Annotated in this window: 16 protein-coding genes; 5 read left to right on the top strand and 11 right to left on the bottom strand. The window is 63.2% G+C overall.

Features of this window, described 5'->3' with window-relative positions; all coding sequences use genetic code 11:
• Nucleotides 1-400: 400 nt before the first annotated feature.
• The 7 genes from mnhG to GVK95_RS05725 are packed head-to-tail and all read right to left on the bottom strand — an operon-like array spanning nt 401 to nt 6,409.
• Nucleotides 401-739: a monovalent cation/H(+) antiporter subunit G gene (mnhG, locus tag GVK95_RS05755; protein WP_159947379.1), complete on the bottom strand. Its 339-nt coding sequence runs from the start codon at nt 737-739 to the stop codon at nt 401-403.
• Nucleotides 736-1,146: a cation:proton antiporter gene (locus tag GVK95_RS05750; RefSeq protein ID WP_200844206.1), complete on the bottom strand. Its 411-nt coding sequence runs from the start codon at nt 1,144-1,146 to the stop codon at nt 736-738. Before GVK95_RS05750 ends, mnhG begins: the two co-directional genes overlap by 4 nt.
• On the bottom strand, nt 1,143-1,616 hold the full coding sequence (locus tag GVK95_RS05745; RefSeq protein ID WP_159947377.1) for a Na+/H+ antiporter subunit E: 474 nt from the start codon (nt 1,614-1,616) through the stop codon (nt 1,143-1,145). Before GVK95_RS05745 ends, GVK95_RS05750 begins: the two co-directional genes overlap by 4 nt.
• Nucleotides 1,613-3,217: a Na+/H+ antiporter subunit D gene (locus tag GVK95_RS05740; protein WP_200844205.1), complete on the bottom strand. Its 1,605-nt coding sequence runs from the start codon at nt 3,215-3,217 to the stop codon at nt 1,613-1,615. Before GVK95_RS05740 ends, GVK95_RS05745 begins: the two co-directional genes overlap by 4 nt.
• 2 nt (nt 3,218-3,219) lie before the next feature.
• On the bottom strand, nt 3,220-3,597 hold the full coding sequence (locus tag GVK95_RS05735) for a Na+/H+ antiporter subunit C (RefSeq protein ID WP_007598093.1): 378 nt from the start codon (nt 3,595-3,597) through the stop codon (nt 3,220-3,222).
• Nucleotides 3,597-4,016, bottom strand: coding sequence for a Na+/H+ antiporter subunit B (locus GVK95_RS05730; RefSeq protein ID WP_159947373.1), 420 nt, complete (start codon nt 4,014-4,016; stop codon nt 3,597-3,599). The genes GVK95_RS05735 and GVK95_RS05730 overlap by 1 nt, the downstream gene beginning before the upstream one ends.
• Nucleotides 4,013-6,409, bottom strand: a complete 2,397-nt coding sequence (locus GVK95_RS05725; RefSeq protein WP_159947512.1) for a putative monovalent cation/H+ antiporter subunit A — start codon at nt 6,407-6,409, stop codon at nt 4,013-4,015. The genes GVK95_RS05730 and GVK95_RS05725 overlap by 4 nt, the downstream gene beginning before the upstream one ends.
• 331 nt (nt 6,410-6,740) lie before the next feature.
• Between GVK95_RS05725 and msrB the strand changes: the two genes are divergently transcribed.
• Entirely contained in the window at nt 6,741-7,154 is a 414-nt protein-coding gene (msrB, locus tag GVK95_RS05720) for a peptide-methionine (R)-S-oxide reductase MsrB (protein ID WP_159947371.1), read from the top strand.
• Between the two features lie 9 nt (nt 7,155-7,163).
• On the opposite strand, the gene GVK95_RS05715 is transcribed toward msrB, so the two are convergent.
• Together GVK95_RS05715 and GVK95_RS05710 are read right to left on the bottom strand one after the other, a co-directional pair.
• Nucleotides 7,164-8,090, bottom strand: coding sequence for a hypothetical protein (locus GVK95_RS05715; protein WP_159947369.1), 927 nt, complete (start codon nt 8,088-8,090; stop codon nt 7,164-7,166).
• Nucleotides 8,091-8,263: 173 nt separating this feature from the next.
• Complete coding sequence (locus GVK95_RS05710) at nt 8,264-9,553, bottom strand: MFS transporter (RefSeq protein WP_159947367.1); 1,290 nt, start codon at nt 9,551-9,553, stop codon at nt 8,264-8,266.
• 159 nt (nt 9,554-9,712) lie between these two features.
• Here GVK95_RS05710 and GVK95_RS05705 point away from each other — a divergent pair, with 159 nt between their 5' ends.
• Nucleotides 9,713-9,961, top strand: a complete 249-nt coding sequence (locus GVK95_RS05705; protein ID WP_159947365.1) for a plasmid stabilization protein — start codon at nt 9,713-9,715, stop codon at nt 9,959-9,961.
• 217 nt (nt 9,962-10,178) lie between these two features.
• Here GVK95_RS05705 and GVK95_RS05700 read toward each other — a convergent pair whose 3' ends face one another.
• Entirely contained in the window at nt 10,179-10,745 is a 567-nt protein-coding gene (locus GVK95_RS05700) for a nucleoside 2-deoxyribosyltransferase (RefSeq protein WP_159947363.1), read from the bottom strand.
• A gap of 132 nt (nt 10,746-10,877) precedes the next feature.
• On the bottom strand, nt 10,878-12,041 hold the full coding sequence (locus GVK95_RS05695; RefSeq protein WP_244618645.1) for a helix-turn-helix domain-containing protein: 1,164 nt from the start codon (nt 12,039-12,041) through the stop codon (nt 10,878-10,880).
• 128 nt (nt 12,042-12,169) lie between these two features.
• Here GVK95_RS05695 and GVK95_RS05690 point away from each other — a divergent pair, with 128 nt between their 5' ends.
• The 3 genes from GVK95_RS05690 (at nt 12,170) to GVK95_RS05680 (ending at nt 14,734) form a co-directional block, all read left to right on the top strand.
• Nucleotides 12,170-12,907: a hypothetical protein gene (locus tag GVK95_RS05690; RefSeq protein ID WP_159947361.1), complete on the top strand. Its 738-nt coding sequence runs from the start codon at nt 12,170-12,172 to the stop codon at nt 12,905-12,907.
• Between the two features lie 107 nt (nt 12,908-13,014).
• Nucleotides 13,015-14,421: a cytochrome P450 gene (locus tag GVK95_RS05685; RefSeq protein WP_159947359.1), complete on the top strand. Its 1,407-nt coding sequence runs from the start codon at nt 13,015-13,017 to the stop codon at nt 14,419-14,421.
• Between the two features lie 130 nt (nt 14,422-14,551).
• On the top strand, nt 14,552-14,734 hold the full coding sequence (locus tag GVK95_RS05680) for a hypothetical protein (protein ID WP_159947357.1): 183 nt from the start codon (nt 14,552-14,554) through the stop codon (nt 14,732-14,734).
• The last annotated feature ends 5 nt before the right edge of the window (nt 14,735-14,739 follow it).

Raw genomic sequence — 14,739 nt, 5'->3', positions numbered from 1 at the left:
TCCTGTTCATCTCGTCGTTGGCAGCCGCCGCACCCAACTTGAGTCAATTATGTGCGCTCCTACCGGTCGCCTATCGACCAGTCCCGGAACGATTAACCACCCCAAAAACGCGCTTATCTCCCGGTCCAGCCCCAAACCGTCCCGTCCTGCGCCGCAGTCAATGCTGTCATCGCCCTGAATATTACCAAGTGGTAATCATTGGCTCAAACCAGCAGTCACTCAACGAATACAGCGAATAAGCATCGTATCAGTGGATTAGCACTCCCTGCGCAAATGTCCACCCGATATTTCTACTAGATGTCACGGGTATAAAGCGGCTTTACTCTGATTTTGCTTTGAACAACCCGGTCTTTACCGCCCACAGATTGCACAGGATCTGCTAAAATAACCTGGGAGACCATTATGACAGTTTTTTGTTCATGTCGTCTTGCAATGATACAGCCGATAGCTTGTAGCCAACCTTGTGGGCGGCGCGGGCAAGCAGATGCGCCGATACCGGGGCTGTCAGGATGAAAAACAGGAAGCCGGCCAAGGCACGGATAAAAATCGCGAATTCGCCGGAATGCAGACCGACTGCGATCAGCAGCAGACCGGAACCGACAGTGCCTGCCTTCGAGGCTGCATGCATGCGGGTGTAGAGATCCGGCAGGCGGTTCAGCCCGATGGCGGCAACCAGCGAAAACAGCGCGCCGGCAATGATGATGGCGGCAATCAGGATCGCGACAAGAAAATCGATCATTTGGCCTCCTTGCTGCGGCTGACGCGGGGTTTTGCCTGCTTTGCCGGGCGGGGCGGCTTTTCTAATACAGGTTGTGCTGCGGGATCGGTGCGAATTCCACGGAAATCATGTGTCTCTCCTTCGCCAACCGAACCGCGGGCGAGAATGAACCGGGCGAAGGCGACCGTTGCCAGGAAGCCGACAAGGCCGAGCGAGATCGCGATGTCGATATAGAGCGTATAGCCGGAGCGCAGCGCGATCACCGCGATGAAGCCGATGACGATGCCGACCAGCATGTCGAGGGCGATGATCCGGTCCGGCAGGGTCGGGCCGACGACGGCGCGGTAGACCGTCAGCAGAAAGGCGATGCCGAGCGCCAGCAGGGCAAAGACGGAGGCATAGTCGACAATCAGGCCAGGGGTGATCATGCAAAGGCCTCGCGGATCTTGCGTTCGAAACCATTGGCAATGTCCAGCCGGGCGGCCTCCGGGTCGGCGCAGTCGATGGCATGGACATAGAGCGTCTTGCGATCATCCGAGACATCGACCGACAGCGTGCCGGGGGTCAGTGTGATCAGGTTGGCCAGAAGAGTGATCTCGAGATCGCTGGTGACGGTCAGCGGATAGGCAAAGATACCGGGCTTCACGTCGAGTTTCGGCCGGCAGACCATGACGGCGACCTTCCAGGCGGACTTGGCCAGTTCGACCAGGAACAGCCAGACCAGCGACAGGATGCGCAGGGTGCGATTGGGCGGGGCGCCGTCGAGCAATTGCTCGCGCAGCAGGCTGAGGATGACCAGCGAAAGCACGAAGCCGAGCAGCAGATTGTGCAGGGCCGCACTTTCGCTGACGGCGGCCCAGATTGCGGTCATGATGACGCTGATGGCAAACAGGCTCATGGCGCAGCTTTCTCGGGGAAGACAGACAGGATGTAGGCGGCCGGGTTGGAGAGACCAGCCGCCGCCTGCTGGCTGACGACGATCAGCGGATCGGGAAACAGGCCGAACCAGACGACAAACACAGAAAGCAGCAGGATCGGCGCGCTGCGCCACAGACTTGTGCGGGGGACCGGCGGCGGCGGAACGAAGGTGCCCTGCCCCGAAGCGGCAACCGTAGCCTCGGGGCCGGTCGCCAGAGCCGGGCGCCAATAGGCGAGCAGGAACAGCCGGCCGAAGCCGATGGTGCACAGGAAGCCCGAGAGCAGCACGGCGCCAGCCAGCCACCAGGCACCGATATCGAGCGAAGCCTTGACCAGCAGCGCCTTCGGCCAGAAGCCGGAAAAGGGCGGCAGGCCGCTGGCGGCAAAAAACAGGGCAAGCGACAGGGCGGCAAAGGCGGGTGCCGATGTCCACAGGCCGGCCAGTTTCGCCAGGCTGAAACTGCCGCCGATGCGGGCCGCCTCGCCGACGACGAGATAGAGCGCCGTCATCAGCAGGATGGAATGCAGCGCATAGAAGATCGCAGCCCCGATCGCCGCTTCGCCGCCGATGGCGATGCCGGCCATCATGTTGCCGATGCCGGCGATGACGATATAGCCCATAAAGCGGCGGATGTCGGTCTGGGCGAGCGCTCCCATGGCGCCGAGGATCATGGTGAGGGCTGCGACGATGGCGATGACAAGGCTCAGCGCCTCGCGCTCGATCGGCAGCAGCATGACCATGACGCGCAGCAGCGCATAGACGCCGACCTTGGTCAGCAGGCCGGCAAACAGCGCGGACACGACGACGCGCGGCGTGTGATAGGAGGCCGGCAGCCAGAAATTGACCGGAAAGGCCGCCGCCTTCATCGAGAAGGCGAACACGAAGAGGGCCGACAGCGTCATCAGCGGTGCGGATCCCGACAGTTCCGGCGCCTTCAGCGCGATGTCGGCCATGTTGAGCGTGCCGAAGATCGCATAGAGATAACCGACAGCGATCAGGAACAGCGTCGTGGCGATCAGGTTGAGCACCGCATATTTCAGCGCGCCGTCGATCTGTTCGCGTTCGGAGCCGAGGATCAAAAGGCCGAAGGACGAGATCAGCAGAACCTCGAACCAGACATAAAGGTTGAAGATGTCGCCGGTGAGGAAGGCGCCGGAGACGCCGGCCATCAGCACCATCAGCAGCGGATAGAAACCATAGCGGCGGCCGCTGTTGTCGATATCGACCTCGGCATAGAGGGCTGCGGCAAAGGCGACGATGGCGGCCGCCAGCGCCAGCAACGCGCCGGTGAGATCCACCGTGATGGCAATGCCGAACGGCGGGCGCCAGCGGCCCATCATCATGGTCAGCGGGCCGTCGGCCAGGACTTTCGACAGCAGCAGGACATCGACAAGTACCAGCAGGGCGAGACCGGCAAGGGCCACCGGCGGATGCCAGGTGATGCGATGGCGGATCATCATCAGCAGCGCACCGGTGCCGAGGCAGAGCCCCATCGGCAGGATCGCCAGCCATTGTCCGGCGGTTGCCGGATCCATGACAAGCGCCAGCGACAGGTCGATCGGGGTGGACGGTGTAGCCATCATCAATATCCCATCGGCGGCATGGGTTCATCCTTCGGCTCGGCGACGCGCATGTCGTCGGTGTCGTCGGTGCCGAGGTCCTGATAGGCGCGGTAGGTCAACACCAGCAGGAAGCAGAAGAAGGAGAACGAGATGACGATCGCCGTCAGGATCAGCGCCTGCGGCAGCGGATTGGCAGCGCTCATGGCCAGCGTGTCGCTACCGGCCGGAATGATCGGCGGGACTTCCGCGGTCAGCCGGCCGGCGGTGAACAGCAGCAGGTTGACGGCATTGCCGAGCAGGACGACGCCGAGCAGGACGCGGATGATATGCTTGGACATCATCAGATAGAGGGCGGCGGCAAAGAAGATGCCGACCAGGACTGCAAACAGCGCTTCCATCAGCCGTCGTCCCTTTCTTCGAGCGCCAGCGCGATCGAGGTGAAGGCGCCGAGCACGACGAGATAGACGCCGACATCGAAGGAGACGACGGTGGCGAGCGGCACCTCGACGCCGAACAGCGTCGGATAGATCCACACGCCGGTCATGAACGGCAGGCCGAGCGGCGCCGAGACGAAGCCGGACAGGGTCGAGACCAGGAGGCCGCAGCCGGCGATCGACATCGGATGGAAATAGAGGGCGCGGCGCACGGCCTGGACGCCAAAGGCGATGCCGTAGATGGCAAAGGCGGAGGCGGCGATCAGGCCGCCGATGAAGCCGCCGCCGGGCTCGTTGTGGCCGCGCAGCAGGACAAAGATCGAAAACAGCAGCATGAGCGCGGTCAGGAACGGCGCGACGGTGCGGAAGATCAGGGTGTTCATTTCTTCGCCCCCTTCTTTTTCTTCGCGGCCGGCGCTGCCGGTTCGCCGGCAACCTTGGCGACTGCTGCCACTCCAGCGACCGCCGGGCGGGTGCGGACGCGGATCAGGGCGAGGATCGACAGGCCGGTGATCATCACCACCGAGATCTCGCCCAGCGTGTCGACGCCGCGGAAGTCGACGATGATGACGTTGACGACATTGGCGCCGTGGGCGATCACCTTGGAATAGGTGTTGAAGAATTCGGTGAGCGTGTTGTCGAACGGCATTTCGGTGGCCGCCATCAACAGCAGCGCAAAGCCCGTGCCGCAGACAACCGCCACGGCACCATCGCTGAGCGTGGCCCAGAGCGGACGGTGATCGGAGGGCGACAGCCGGAGGCGCGACATGACCAGCGCCAGGATGACGACAGACAGGGTCTCGACCATGAACTGAGTGAAGGACAGGTCCGGCGCGCCGAACAGCAGGAAGATGACGGCGATGGCAAAGCCCTGGATGCCGAGGCAGACGATCGCGGTCAGGCGGTCCTTGGCGGTGAGGACCGCAAGCACGCCGATGACGGCGATGGCGAAGATGGCCAGCTCGTGGAAGCGCAGGTTCGCCGGCCATGCCGGCAGACCCGGAAACTCGCCATAGACAATCGGCGGCACGAGCAGGACGACGGCGAGAAGCACGAAGGTGCTGGTGATATAGACTTCCAGCCGTCCGCCCTGGAGCCTGCGCGTGACATGGAAGGACAGCTTGACCAGGCCGCTGATCGCTTGATCGAAGCCGCGATCGGGGCCGGCGCCGATGGCGTCGAGCAGTTCGGCAACCAGAGCGCGGGCGCGGTCGAGATAGCGATAGACAAACACGCCAAGCGCGATCGTCAGCAGCGACAGGACCAGCGGAACGCCGGGATGCGGGATCAGGCTGATCGAGACGATCTGCGCCTCGCCATCGATGGCGCTCGCCATCGGCGATGAGATCAGCCAATGGGTGAGAGGCGAGAAAACCGCCAGCACCAGGCCGAGGACAGCCAGTTTCAACGGCCCGAGCCAGAGCAGGACCGGACCCTCATGGGCGTGTTTCGGGGTCTTTGCCAGCGGACCAACAAACGGCTTCAGGCCGACGGCGAAGGCAATGGCGAACATCAGCGCATTGCCGAAAATAGCAACGGCGGTGAAGACCACGGCGCGCGGATTTGTGCCGGCAAGGGCCGTGTAGATCTCTTCCTTGGCAAGAAAGCCAAACAGCGGCGGCAGGCCGGCCATCGACAGGGCGGCAACCAGTGCTGCGGCAAAGGTGACCGGCATGGCACGGCGCAGGCCACTCAGCTTTCTAATGTCGCGGGTGCCGGTTTCATGGTCGATCACGCCGGCGACCATGAACAGCGCGCCCTTGAACAGCGAATGGGCCACCAGATAGAGAACCGCCGCCTCGGTCGCATAAGGCGTGTCGAAGCCGGTCAGCATGATCAACAGGCCAAGCGAGGCGACCGTCGTATAGGCGAGCATCAGCTTCAGGTCCGTCTGGCGGATGGCCAGCACCGCGCCGACGATCAGCGTAACGCCGCCGAAGAAGGGCAGCAGGATTTCCCAGGCTGGCGTGCCGCCCATGGCCGGATTGAGCCGCATCAGCAGATAGACGCCGGCCTTCACCATGGTGGCCGAATGCAGATAGGCCGAGACCGGGGTCGGCGCTTCCATGGCGTTGGGCAGCCAGAAATGGAACGGGAACTGGGCCGACTTGGTGAAGGCGCCGCCGAGCACGAGGAACAGGGCCGCCAGATAAAACGGGCTGGCGCGCAGCGTGTCGCCCATATGCAGCAGCAAGGACAACTGGCTGACGCCGGTGATGTTCCAGATCAGGATCAGGCCGGCGAGCAGCAGCAGGCCGCCGCCGCCGGTGACGACCAGTGCCTGCAGGGCTGCACGACGGGCGGCCTCGCGGCTGTGGTCGAAACCGATCAGCAGGAAGGAGGTGATCGAGGTCAATTCCCAGAAGACGAAGAGCATCAGCAGGCTGTCGGAGACGACGACGCCGAGCATCGCACCCATGAACAGCAGGATATAGGCAAAGAAACGCCCCTGCTGGATATGGCCTTTCATGTAGCCGCCGGCATAGAGCACGATCAGCGCGCCGATGCCGGTGATCAACAGGGCAAAGGTCAGCGACAGGCCGTCAAGGAACCAGGAAAAGGACAGATTGAGGCTCGGCACCCAGGCGTAACCGCCGGTCACCACTTCGCCTGCGGCGATTTCCGGCAAGAAGCCGATGAAATGCAGGAAGGCAAGCGCCGGGAACAGGGCCAGCAGCCAGGCTGCGGACGCGCCGAGCCGTGCGGTCAACCAGGGGGCGACAAGCGCACCGGCAAAGGGCAGCAACATTGCGATCCAAGTCAGATCGCCGGTCATAACAGGCATTCCACCTCCCCGGGCGGTCGTTCGATGGTGAACTTGGCGACGATGCAAGGAGGCTCCGTGTTAGGACATGGGGGCCGTCGTCTCAAGCAAAAACGGACCAAAATGCGATCACGGAGGTGTCAACCCCCGGTTTCCTCTGGTCAAACCGCCTTTTGTGCCGTGCGTTGACGGTGCCGGCAAAGCGAAAGGCGAAATTTCCGCCGCGACACGACGACGCCTGCGTGCACGAGGATTTGCCGCAACCGCCTCGCCGTCCTATCTATAGAACAACGGAGGCCGGATCGCCGGCCATCCACCCGAAATTCCAGTTGGAGAGCGCATCATGAGCGACAGCACAACCGCACCGAAGATCACCAAGAGCGACGAGGAATGGCGCGAGCAGCTGACGCCGGAGCAATACCGGATTCTGCGCGAGCACGGCACCGAACGCGCCTTCAGCGGCCCCTATTGGGACACGACCGACAAGGGCCTCTATCGCTGCGCCGCCTGTGACGAACCGCTGTTCGTGTCGGACACGAAATTCGACGCCGGCTGCGGCTGGCCGAGCTATTTCGAACCGGTGAAGCCCGGCGCCGTCACCGAACATCGCGACACCGCCTATGGCATGGTGCGCACCGAAATCCGCTGCGCCAATTGCGGCGGCCATCTCGGCCATGTCTTCCCCGACGGCCCGAAACCGACCGGCTTGCGCTACTGCATCAACGGTCACTCGATGGTGTTTGAACCGCTGGCGTGAGGTGGTGGATTACCGTCCGGCGGCCGCGTTACGGATCGCGGCCATCACGGTTTCCCGGTCTGCAAACGGTCCCTCGCCACTCTTCCTGGCGGGGATACCAAGCAGGATATTCTCCGGCTCGGGATAGAGATCGCGGTCGATTGACGGATTGATCACTTCAAGTGTGCGGGGCCGTTTCTTCGGACCGAAATAGCATTGTGGCTGACCTTCGGTCATCGACATGCAACCCAGAAGAAGAACCGGGATCGGGGGATAGGCATCAACCGACACCCGGTCAATCAACGTCATCACCGGCCCATTGGCACCGCTCAACTGGAGGCCGCTTGCCTGGAGTTGCGGGTTGTCCTTGTAGAGCGAGTGCTGTCTGGTGATCCTGACATTCGGTCTGGCCGGTTTTCCGGGAACGGTCACAACACAGACCGCGCCGAATATGCCCGGCGAAACATCCGCCCAGCTACCCGGCACAGTCTTGATGAAATCGGCAACGATGCTGCAGTCATCGCCATTCAACGCGCTGATCTGCGCAAACTCTTTTTCGAACAAGCTCTGCTTTTCATCGTAGGCTGTTGCAATCGCATTCAAGCGGACGAAGCGCTGTGCGTCCGGCAACACAAGGTCATGCGCGCTCGGATCAAACGCGGCGATTGTCATTGGATTTTGCGCAGCGATCTCGTCGCGAATACGACGAAGATCCAGCTGGTCGAAAACCACCAGACCATAATACCAGACGAGCGCACCAACCGGCAAAACGAGAAAAGCAATATGCAACCGTCGGATCAGCACATCGAGGAAGACGGCAAGCAGGCCCAGTGCAGCCAAAGTGCCAAGGATGAATGGCATGAGCAAGATGAAGACGGCGCCGACAAATGGAACCAGGGCTCCCACCAGGCAAATGCCGCACAAGATGAACCAGCAGAGGAAGAAACTAAATCTCATCAGCAAAACCTCGCAAAGGCACCGACCGATCAACCATTGATTGATTGATTGATTGATCATCCAGCCTAACCAAATATGTGCAAAGCTTTGTGGTTTCTAACCGCCTTCAAGTGCGTCTTGCGCTCACTGTTTCGCCAGGTGCTGCCCCATCTGGCGCCGCCGCGACGACCGGGTCACCGACCGCTGAAATCCCTCAGCGCCTTTGGCGACACGCGTTTCCATATGCCGACCAGCAATAGCAGCGCCAGGACGGCACCCAGGGCAAACGGGGCGGCCAGCGCCTGGCTGCGCGGCATGAAGCCCTCGGCGATGGTGACGCTCAGGCCGGAGATGATCAGGCCGAGCGGCATGGTGCCGAGGCCGAAGAAACGGTAGACGCTGTTGACCCGGCCGAGCAGATGCGGCGGGATCATGCGCTGGCGCAGCGACACGGTGATGATGTTCCAGATCATGCCGGTGAGGCTGGCGAGCATCAGTGCAAGCCAGACGGCGACAAAATACGGCAAGAGCAGCGTGACCAGCGCCTGCAAGAGGCACGCAGCGATGGCAAGCCGCAGGCAGGCGGATGCGCCGAGGCGGCGGATAACGCGTTCGCCAAACAGGCCGCCGAGCAGGCCGCCGGCGGCGGCACCGGTGAGCAGCAGGCCATATTGCGTCGAATTGAGGCCCATGACCTCCTGGGCATACAGAACAAGCCCGATCAGCAGCATGTTTTCCACCGCATTGAAGGCGCCGAGACCGATCGCCAGATCGCGCAGCAGCGGGTGGCGGAAGAGATAGGCGGCACCTTCACGCATTTCCGTAACCCAGTGGCGCGGCGCGGCCCGTTCGGCGCGAAAGCGGCCGGGGATCGAGAGGACCAGCATGCCGGCAAAGGCGAAAGCCAGGCCATAGAGGCCGAAGGCGAGCGGCAAAGCGAGGCCGATCAGCAGGCCGGCGAGCGGCGGGCCGATCATCATGTTCATCAGCACTTCGAGGCTGCCCATACGACCGTTCGCCGTTTCCAGCCGCTCCAAGGGCACGATCGCCGGCATCAGGGTGACGGCGCAATTATCGCGTAGCACTTCGGCAAAACCAACCAACAGGGCAGCTACGAGCAGCAGCCAGTAAAGCGGGGCTGTCGGGAAGTCGGATATCGGGTCTTGCGGCAGCAGGCCGGGGAGCAAAAGCGCTGCGGCCAGCATTATCAGGACCGCAAAACGGGCGAAATCCATGGCGACCACCAGCTTGCGGCGGTCCAGCCGGTCGGTGATGACGCCGGACGGCAAAGCGAAGAGGAACCATGGCAGTTTCTGGGCTGCGGCCACCATCGAGATTGCCAGCGGATCGCGGGTGATCAGCGAGGCGAGCCACGGCCAGGCGACGATGCCGACGCCATCGGCGAGATTGGCCAGTCCGCTCGACAGCCAGAGACGATAAAAGCTGGCGCCGAGCTTACGTTGTGGCGTGACATGCTGGTTCATGACGATTCCTTTTGCAACCGCAACGGAGCATTGGCGATGCGGCTTGGCAAGCCGTGAAAAGGCAGGGAAATGCGGCAAGCGGGCGGTCGGCACACCATCAGTTGCCGTCTTGATGACTGACGAGAAAACGCCCAGATTGGGGGCTGAAGGAGATCCGTCATGGCAGAACCGCAACTGTCCGTTCGCAGTTCCCGGGCGCGCGACCTCGCCCACCGGCCGGCGCGGCGGGAAAATTGTTCAATTGCCGATATCGTCGTACGGGCGCTGGAGGCCTATGAGACACGCCAGACCGGACGCGAGTCGGCCGCCGATTTCTATCGCCGGATCAGCGTTGAAGCCGGCCTCGATTTCGTCCTGAGCGATAAGATCCGGGAGGATTACCAACCGCATCAAGGGCCGGAACTTTGATGTTGGGCTGATGAAGGCCCAGCAGCTCGGGCGGCACGGGCTATCATTGGCCGCTCATCGTCCGAATCTATCCGTCCGGCACCGCCCCTCATCCGGCTGCCGCCACCTTCTCCCCGTGAACGGGGAGAAGGACGATTGTGGTCAGGCCTTGCGTCCCCTCGCCCCGCCTGCGGGGAGAGGGTCAGGGTGAGGGGTAAATTCCGAATACTGCGAAGCTTTACCCGCGTTCGGCCAGCGCCTTCAGGCATTGTTCGAATGCGGTCAGGTCGTGGTAGAGGCGGTCGGGGCTGGCGGCGTGGATGGCGATATGGCCGCCGCGGCGGGTGACGCCGCCGTGAAGCATGAGGTTCTCGATCATTTCGAAATCCTCGAGCGAATGGCCGTCAGGGCCGCGCTTGCGGCCGTGTTCGTCGACCGTCAGTTCGGTGCCATACCAGGCTTTGGTGCGGGCGAAATGGCTGTCGGTGACATTGGTATAGGCGGCGACCAGCTTGCCCGAGGCGCACATATAACCGAGTTCGAAGACCGTGCCGGGATCCGCCGCAATGCCGCGAAACGGGGTCAGGTTGGCGATGACGCCATCGGCGGCGTTCATGAAGCCTTCGTCGACGGCGCTGATCTTCAGGCCGAATTCGTGTCTTGTCGGGGCTGGCTCGATCTCGATATCGCCGGGGCAGATCGGCTCGAAGCCATAAGCGCGGGTCAGGGCGGCCTTTGCGTCGAGCACGCCTCTAGCATCGGGCAGGAAGACTTCGGGGCCGGCGAGATAAAGCTTGAGAGGCATGTCAAATCCCTGGGTGATCAAATGATGCGCCAAGGGAACAGCGCGCCCAGGCGAAAGGCAAGGTCGTTGCGCGCTGCGGATGCTGCTTTGCACACTTTGTGACGCGGTGGCCGCAACCTGCGGCGGCGGCCGTCACGCCGCCTTTTTCTGCCGGCGCCAGTCGCTCGGGCTTATGCCGGTGACACGGAGGAATTCGCGGTTGAAATTGGACTTGGTCATGAAGCCGGCGTCGAAGACGATACGGGTGACCGGCAGATCGGTTTGAGACAAAAGCCGGCAGGCCTCGGTGATGCGGTGATTGTTGACATAATGCGAGACGCTGATGCCGTGGACGCGATTGACCGCCTGGGAGACGCTGCGGGCCGGAAGGCTCATGCGGCGGGCAATCCGTGCCAGGTTCAGGCCGGTATCGGCATAGAGGCGGCGTTCGGACATCAGCCGATCGAGATCGGCGGCGACCTGCTGGTCTTCCCCGGAGGCCAATGCAACCGCCCCTGCCCCGCCAATCACCGGCATTCGACCGTCGCGCGTGCTGACATCCGGCGCCGGTGTCTCATTGTCGAGGTCTTCGTCGCCAGCCTCTTCCGAGCCGACTGCGACGGCGGCGATGCCGAGCAGCAAAAGAATGGCGGTCGTTGAGGCCGAAACGACCAGAGCGGAATACTGGCCGCCGCTCCACAGCATGTCGAGGCTGATGGCGACATCGGTTGCGGCCGAGCCGATCAACACCAGACCGGTCAGCTGCAGCGAGCGGTAGGAGCGCAGCGTGCCGTCGAGCCTGGCTGCGACAAGGCCATCGGGGCCGAGCCGGGCGAGCCACAGCAGCGCCAGGCCATAAAACAGGAACTCCGCGATGATCAGCAGGTCGAGCAGATCGCGCCAGGCCAGCATCATGAGCATCAGCGCGGCCGTGGGCACGAGATGCGGCCAGTCCCGCCATGACAGTCCGCGCTCTTCGCGGGCGAGATCGCGGAAGGCCAGATAAGACAGCGGCGGCACAAGGCTTGCCAGCGTCGAGAGCAGCGGCAGGATGGCGATGATGCCATACCCCCAGCGCAGGCCCACCAGCACGGTCTGGACGATATAGACGGCGATCAGCAGCAGGAAGAGGCCATTGGCGGCAAAGGTGTCGCGGCCGCGCAGCAGCAGGCGGACGAGAAACACTGCCAGATAGAGCGAGACGAGAAAGGAGAGCGGAACGAGGATCATCGGCGTCTTGCAAGCGAAATTGTGTGGACTGGGCGAACCGGGATCCATGGCGGAGCGCGGCCCGATGCGGGGCAATGCCCGATGCATGGCACATCATGACCTCAAACGCGATGCGCTTCGACCTGAAACGCGATCAAGGTCGCGATGGAGGAAGAGGAGCGGCACGGTCGGGGCTCAAACCACGGCCCGTCGCGGCCCAACCAGGAGCCTGCCCGATGAAACGCAGAACCATTCTTCTCTCCGTTGCCGGCGTGATCGTCGCCATCCTCGCCATCGACGGCGGCGTGTCGCTGATCAGCGCCAGCGACAGCCGGTCCGGCCCGCTCGACCTTTCCGGCGTCAAGAAAGTCCATGTGACCGGCACGGCGAGCGAGATCAGCATCAACGCCGATGCCGAGATGCCGCAGGTTGCCGAACTGTCCGGCGAACGGCATGGCTGGGGCGCCCTTTGGCATTCGAGCTGGTTTTCCAACTCCTGCCCGGCCGAAGGCACGATGCTGCGCGACGGCGACACGCTGACGGTCGATGTCGGCCGCGGTGGCCGTTTCTTCGACTGGAGCGATTGCACCATGACGCTGACGGCCAATGTTCAACCCGGCGCCACTGTTACCATCGACCAGCGGGCGGCGCGGACACGGCTCGACGGCGAATTCTCGGCGCTCGACATCCGCAGCGATGCCGGCGATATCGCCTTTACCGGCCATGCCGCATCGATTGCGGTTTCGGGGGCAGCACTTCGGGCACGGCTGACCTTCGAACGGGTGATGCAGAATGAGGCGATCGCCATTTCCGGCACGATGCTCGATGCGACCGTACGTTTCCTGCAGCCAACACCGATCAGCTATCTGGTCGAGACGGTCGCCTCCTATGTCGACAGTGCGCTGCCGAACACGCCGGGCGCCAGGCCCTCGATCACCATTCGCGGCGAGATGGCGCGGGTGCGGATCGAATAACGGGAGAGATCTGGATCCCTCGCGTGACACGAGGGAACAAAGCGCATGGAGCGCGCCGAAATTTCGGAGTATTGTCTGGGAAACCGGGGCGCCAGGGAGGGGTCGGCATGAACCAGAGCGAGTTTCACCGCCAGCCGGACACGCTTGCCGCACCCTCGGCCCATCCGCTTGCCCAGCCTTCGTCCGCCCTGTCCGAAGCCTTGTCGGGCGCCCTGCCCGCAGGTGCGTCCGAACCCGCCCGTTCGCCAGCGATCCCGCGCAGTCCAGGCTTCGACGAGACCGTGAAGCTGGCGCGCGAAGGCTATGGCTTCCTGTCGCAGCGCTTCCGGTCGATGAACAGCCAGATCTTCCGCACGCGGCTTATGCTGCGCGACGTTATCTGCCTGACCGGGCCGGATGCGGCCCGGCTGATCTATGACGACGACCGGCTGACCCGGGTCGGCGCCATGCCGCAGATGGTGTTGCGGCTGATTGCGGGCAAAGGCAGCGTGCAGCAGCTCGACGGCCCGGTGCACCGGCACCGCAAGGCGATGTTCGTGCGCATGCTGGTCGAGGACCGCACCGGCATCGACCGGCTGGTGGCGATCTTCCGGCGCAATTTCATCGAACGGGTGCCGGACTGGATCCGCTGGGGAGCCGTGCCGCTCGGCGCAGAGCTGGACCTGATCCTGATCCGCACGGCGCTTGCCTGGACGCATGCGCCGATCGATGCAGACGAGATCGACAGGGACGACGTGCTTCTGGCGGAACTGGCCGAACAGGCCGGCCATTTCGGGCCGCGCCGCCTGCCCCTGCCTCGCCGGAGCTCGGCCCTCGAACGGCGGCTGAAGACCGCCTTTCGCCAGATCCGCCGGGGCCGCCAAGCGCCGCTGCCGGGAACGCCGATGGCGATGATCGCCGGCTACCTCGACCCACAGGGACGGCCGCTGTCGCCGGCTGTCGCGGCGGGCGAACTGATCAACCTGCTCGGGCCGATCGCGTCGCTCGGGCGCTATATCCTGTTTGCCGCCGTCGAACTGGAGCGGCACGGCGAATGGCGGGAAATCCTGCGCGTGCCGGACGACCGGCTGCTGACCGATTTTGCCGAAGAAGTACGGCGCTGCGTGCCGTTCTATCCGTTTGTCGGTGCCGTGGCCCGCACCAGCTTCGACTGGAACGGCTACCAGATCCGGCGCGGACAATGGCTGCTTTTCGACCTCTACGGCACCTGCCATGACGAGGCGGCGTTTCACAATGCCGGCGAGTTCCGGCCGCTGCGCGAATTGCGCCACGGGCCGGACGACTACAGCTTCGTTGCGCAAGGCGCCGGATCGGTGAAGGACGGCCATCGCTGTCCCGGCGAAGAGGCGACGCTTTCGATCATCAAGGAAGGCGTGCGGCTTTTGACCACGGCGATCGACTACGACATGCCGACGGAACAGGATGTGTCGGTTTCGCTGTCGGACATGCCATGCCGGCCGAAGGACGGCGTGGTGATTTCAGGCGTGCGCTGGCAGGAGATGGCGGCGGGATGAGTGGGGGTTCAGACGTATCTTTGGTCCCCACCTGAGGCCGCCGGCGGGTTAACTTGCCGGAACGGCAAGAAAACATTACATTTGGACGGCAAACGGGCGCGTGCGCCCACGCTCGGCAAGGAACACGGTGATGAGCAATCCGGCAAAGGGCATGCAACACGACGACAAGATCGCCAGCGATGACACGAAGAAGGTGCTCGCCCGGCGACCTGTGGTTTTGGCTCGACCGAATGCTGAAAAAATCGATGCGACGGAGTTTGCCAGGAAATTCCATGAGGACCATCCCGATCTGATGGCCGAACTTGCCAAGTAGCGAGC

The sequence above is a fragment of the Rhizobium sp. 18065 genome (assembly GCF_902706095.1).
GTDB lineage: Bacteria > Pseudomonadota > Alphaproteobacteria > Rhizobiales > Rhizobiaceae > Allorhizobium.
This window is presented reverse-complemented; position numbering and strand designations above follow the sequence as displayed.

What these genes read in the sequence shown, in the direction of transcription:
- mnhG (WP_159947379.1), bottom strand. Translation starts at nt 739, where the DNA reads ATGATCGATTTTCTTGTCGCGATCCTGATTGCCGCCATCATCATTGCC.
- GVK95_RS05710 (WP_159947367.1), bottom strand. Translation starts at nt 9,553, where the DNA reads ATGAACCAGCATGTCACGCCACAACGTAAGCTCGGCGCCAGCTTTTAT.
- msrB (WP_159947371.1), top strand. Translation starts at nt 6,741, where the DNA reads ATGAGCGACAGCACAACCGCACCGAAGATCACCAAGAGCGACGAGGAA.
- GVK95_RS05740 (WP_200844205.1), bottom strand. Translation starts at nt 3,217, where the DNA reads ATGGCTACACCGTCCACCCCGATCGACCTGTCGCTGGCGCTTGTCATG.
- GVK95_RS05705 (WP_159947365.1), top strand. Translation starts at nt 9,713, where the DNA reads ATGGCAGAACCGCAACTGTCCGTTCGCAGTTCCCGGGCGCGCGACCTC.
- GVK95_RS05730 (WP_159947373.1), bottom strand. Translation starts at nt 4,016, where the DNA reads ATGAACACCCTGATCTTCCGCACCGTCGCGCCGTTCCTGACCGCGCTC.
- GVK95_RS05700 (WP_159947363.1), bottom strand. Translation starts at nt 10,745, where the DNA reads ATGCCTCTCAAGCTTTATCTCGCCGGCCCCGAAGTCTTCCTGCCCGAT.
- GVK95_RS05680 (WP_159947357.1), top strand. Translation starts at nt 14,552, where the DNA reads ATGAGCAATCCGGCAAAGGGCATGCAACACGACGACAAGATCGCCAGC.
- GVK95_RS05735 (WP_007598093.1), bottom strand. Translation starts at nt 3,597, where the DNA reads ATGGAAGCGCTGTTTGCAGTCCTGGTCGGCATCTTCTTTGCCGCCGCC.
- GVK95_RS05685 (WP_159947359.1), top strand. Translation starts at nt 13,015, where the DNA reads ATGAACCAGAGCGAGTTTCACCGCCAGCCGGACACGCTTGCCGCACCC.
- GVK95_RS05750 (WP_200844206.1), bottom strand. Translation starts at nt 1,146, where the DNA reads ATGATCACCCCTGGCCTGATTGTCGACTATGCCTCCGTCTTTGCCCTG.
- GVK95_RS05725 (WP_159947512.1), bottom strand. Translation starts at nt 6,409, where the DNA reads ATGACCGGCGATCTGACTTGGATCGCAATGTTGCTGCCCTTTGCCGGT.
- GVK95_RS05715 (WP_159947369.1), bottom strand. Translation starts at nt 8,090, where the DNA reads ATGAGATTTAGTTTCTTCCTCTGCTGGTTCATCTTGTGCGGCATTTGC.
- GVK95_RS05695 (WP_244618645.1), bottom strand. Translation starts at nt 12,041, where the DNA reads ATGCATCGGGCATTGCCCCGCATCGGGCCGCGCTCCGCCATGGATCCC.
- GVK95_RS05690 (WP_159947361.1), top strand. Translation starts at nt 12,170, where the DNA reads ATGAAACGCAGAACCATTCTTCTCTCCGTTGCCGGCGTGATCGTCGCC.
- GVK95_RS05745 (WP_159947377.1), bottom strand. Translation starts at nt 1,616, where the DNA reads ATGAGCCTGTTTGCCATCAGCGTCATCATGACCGCAATCTGGGCCGCC.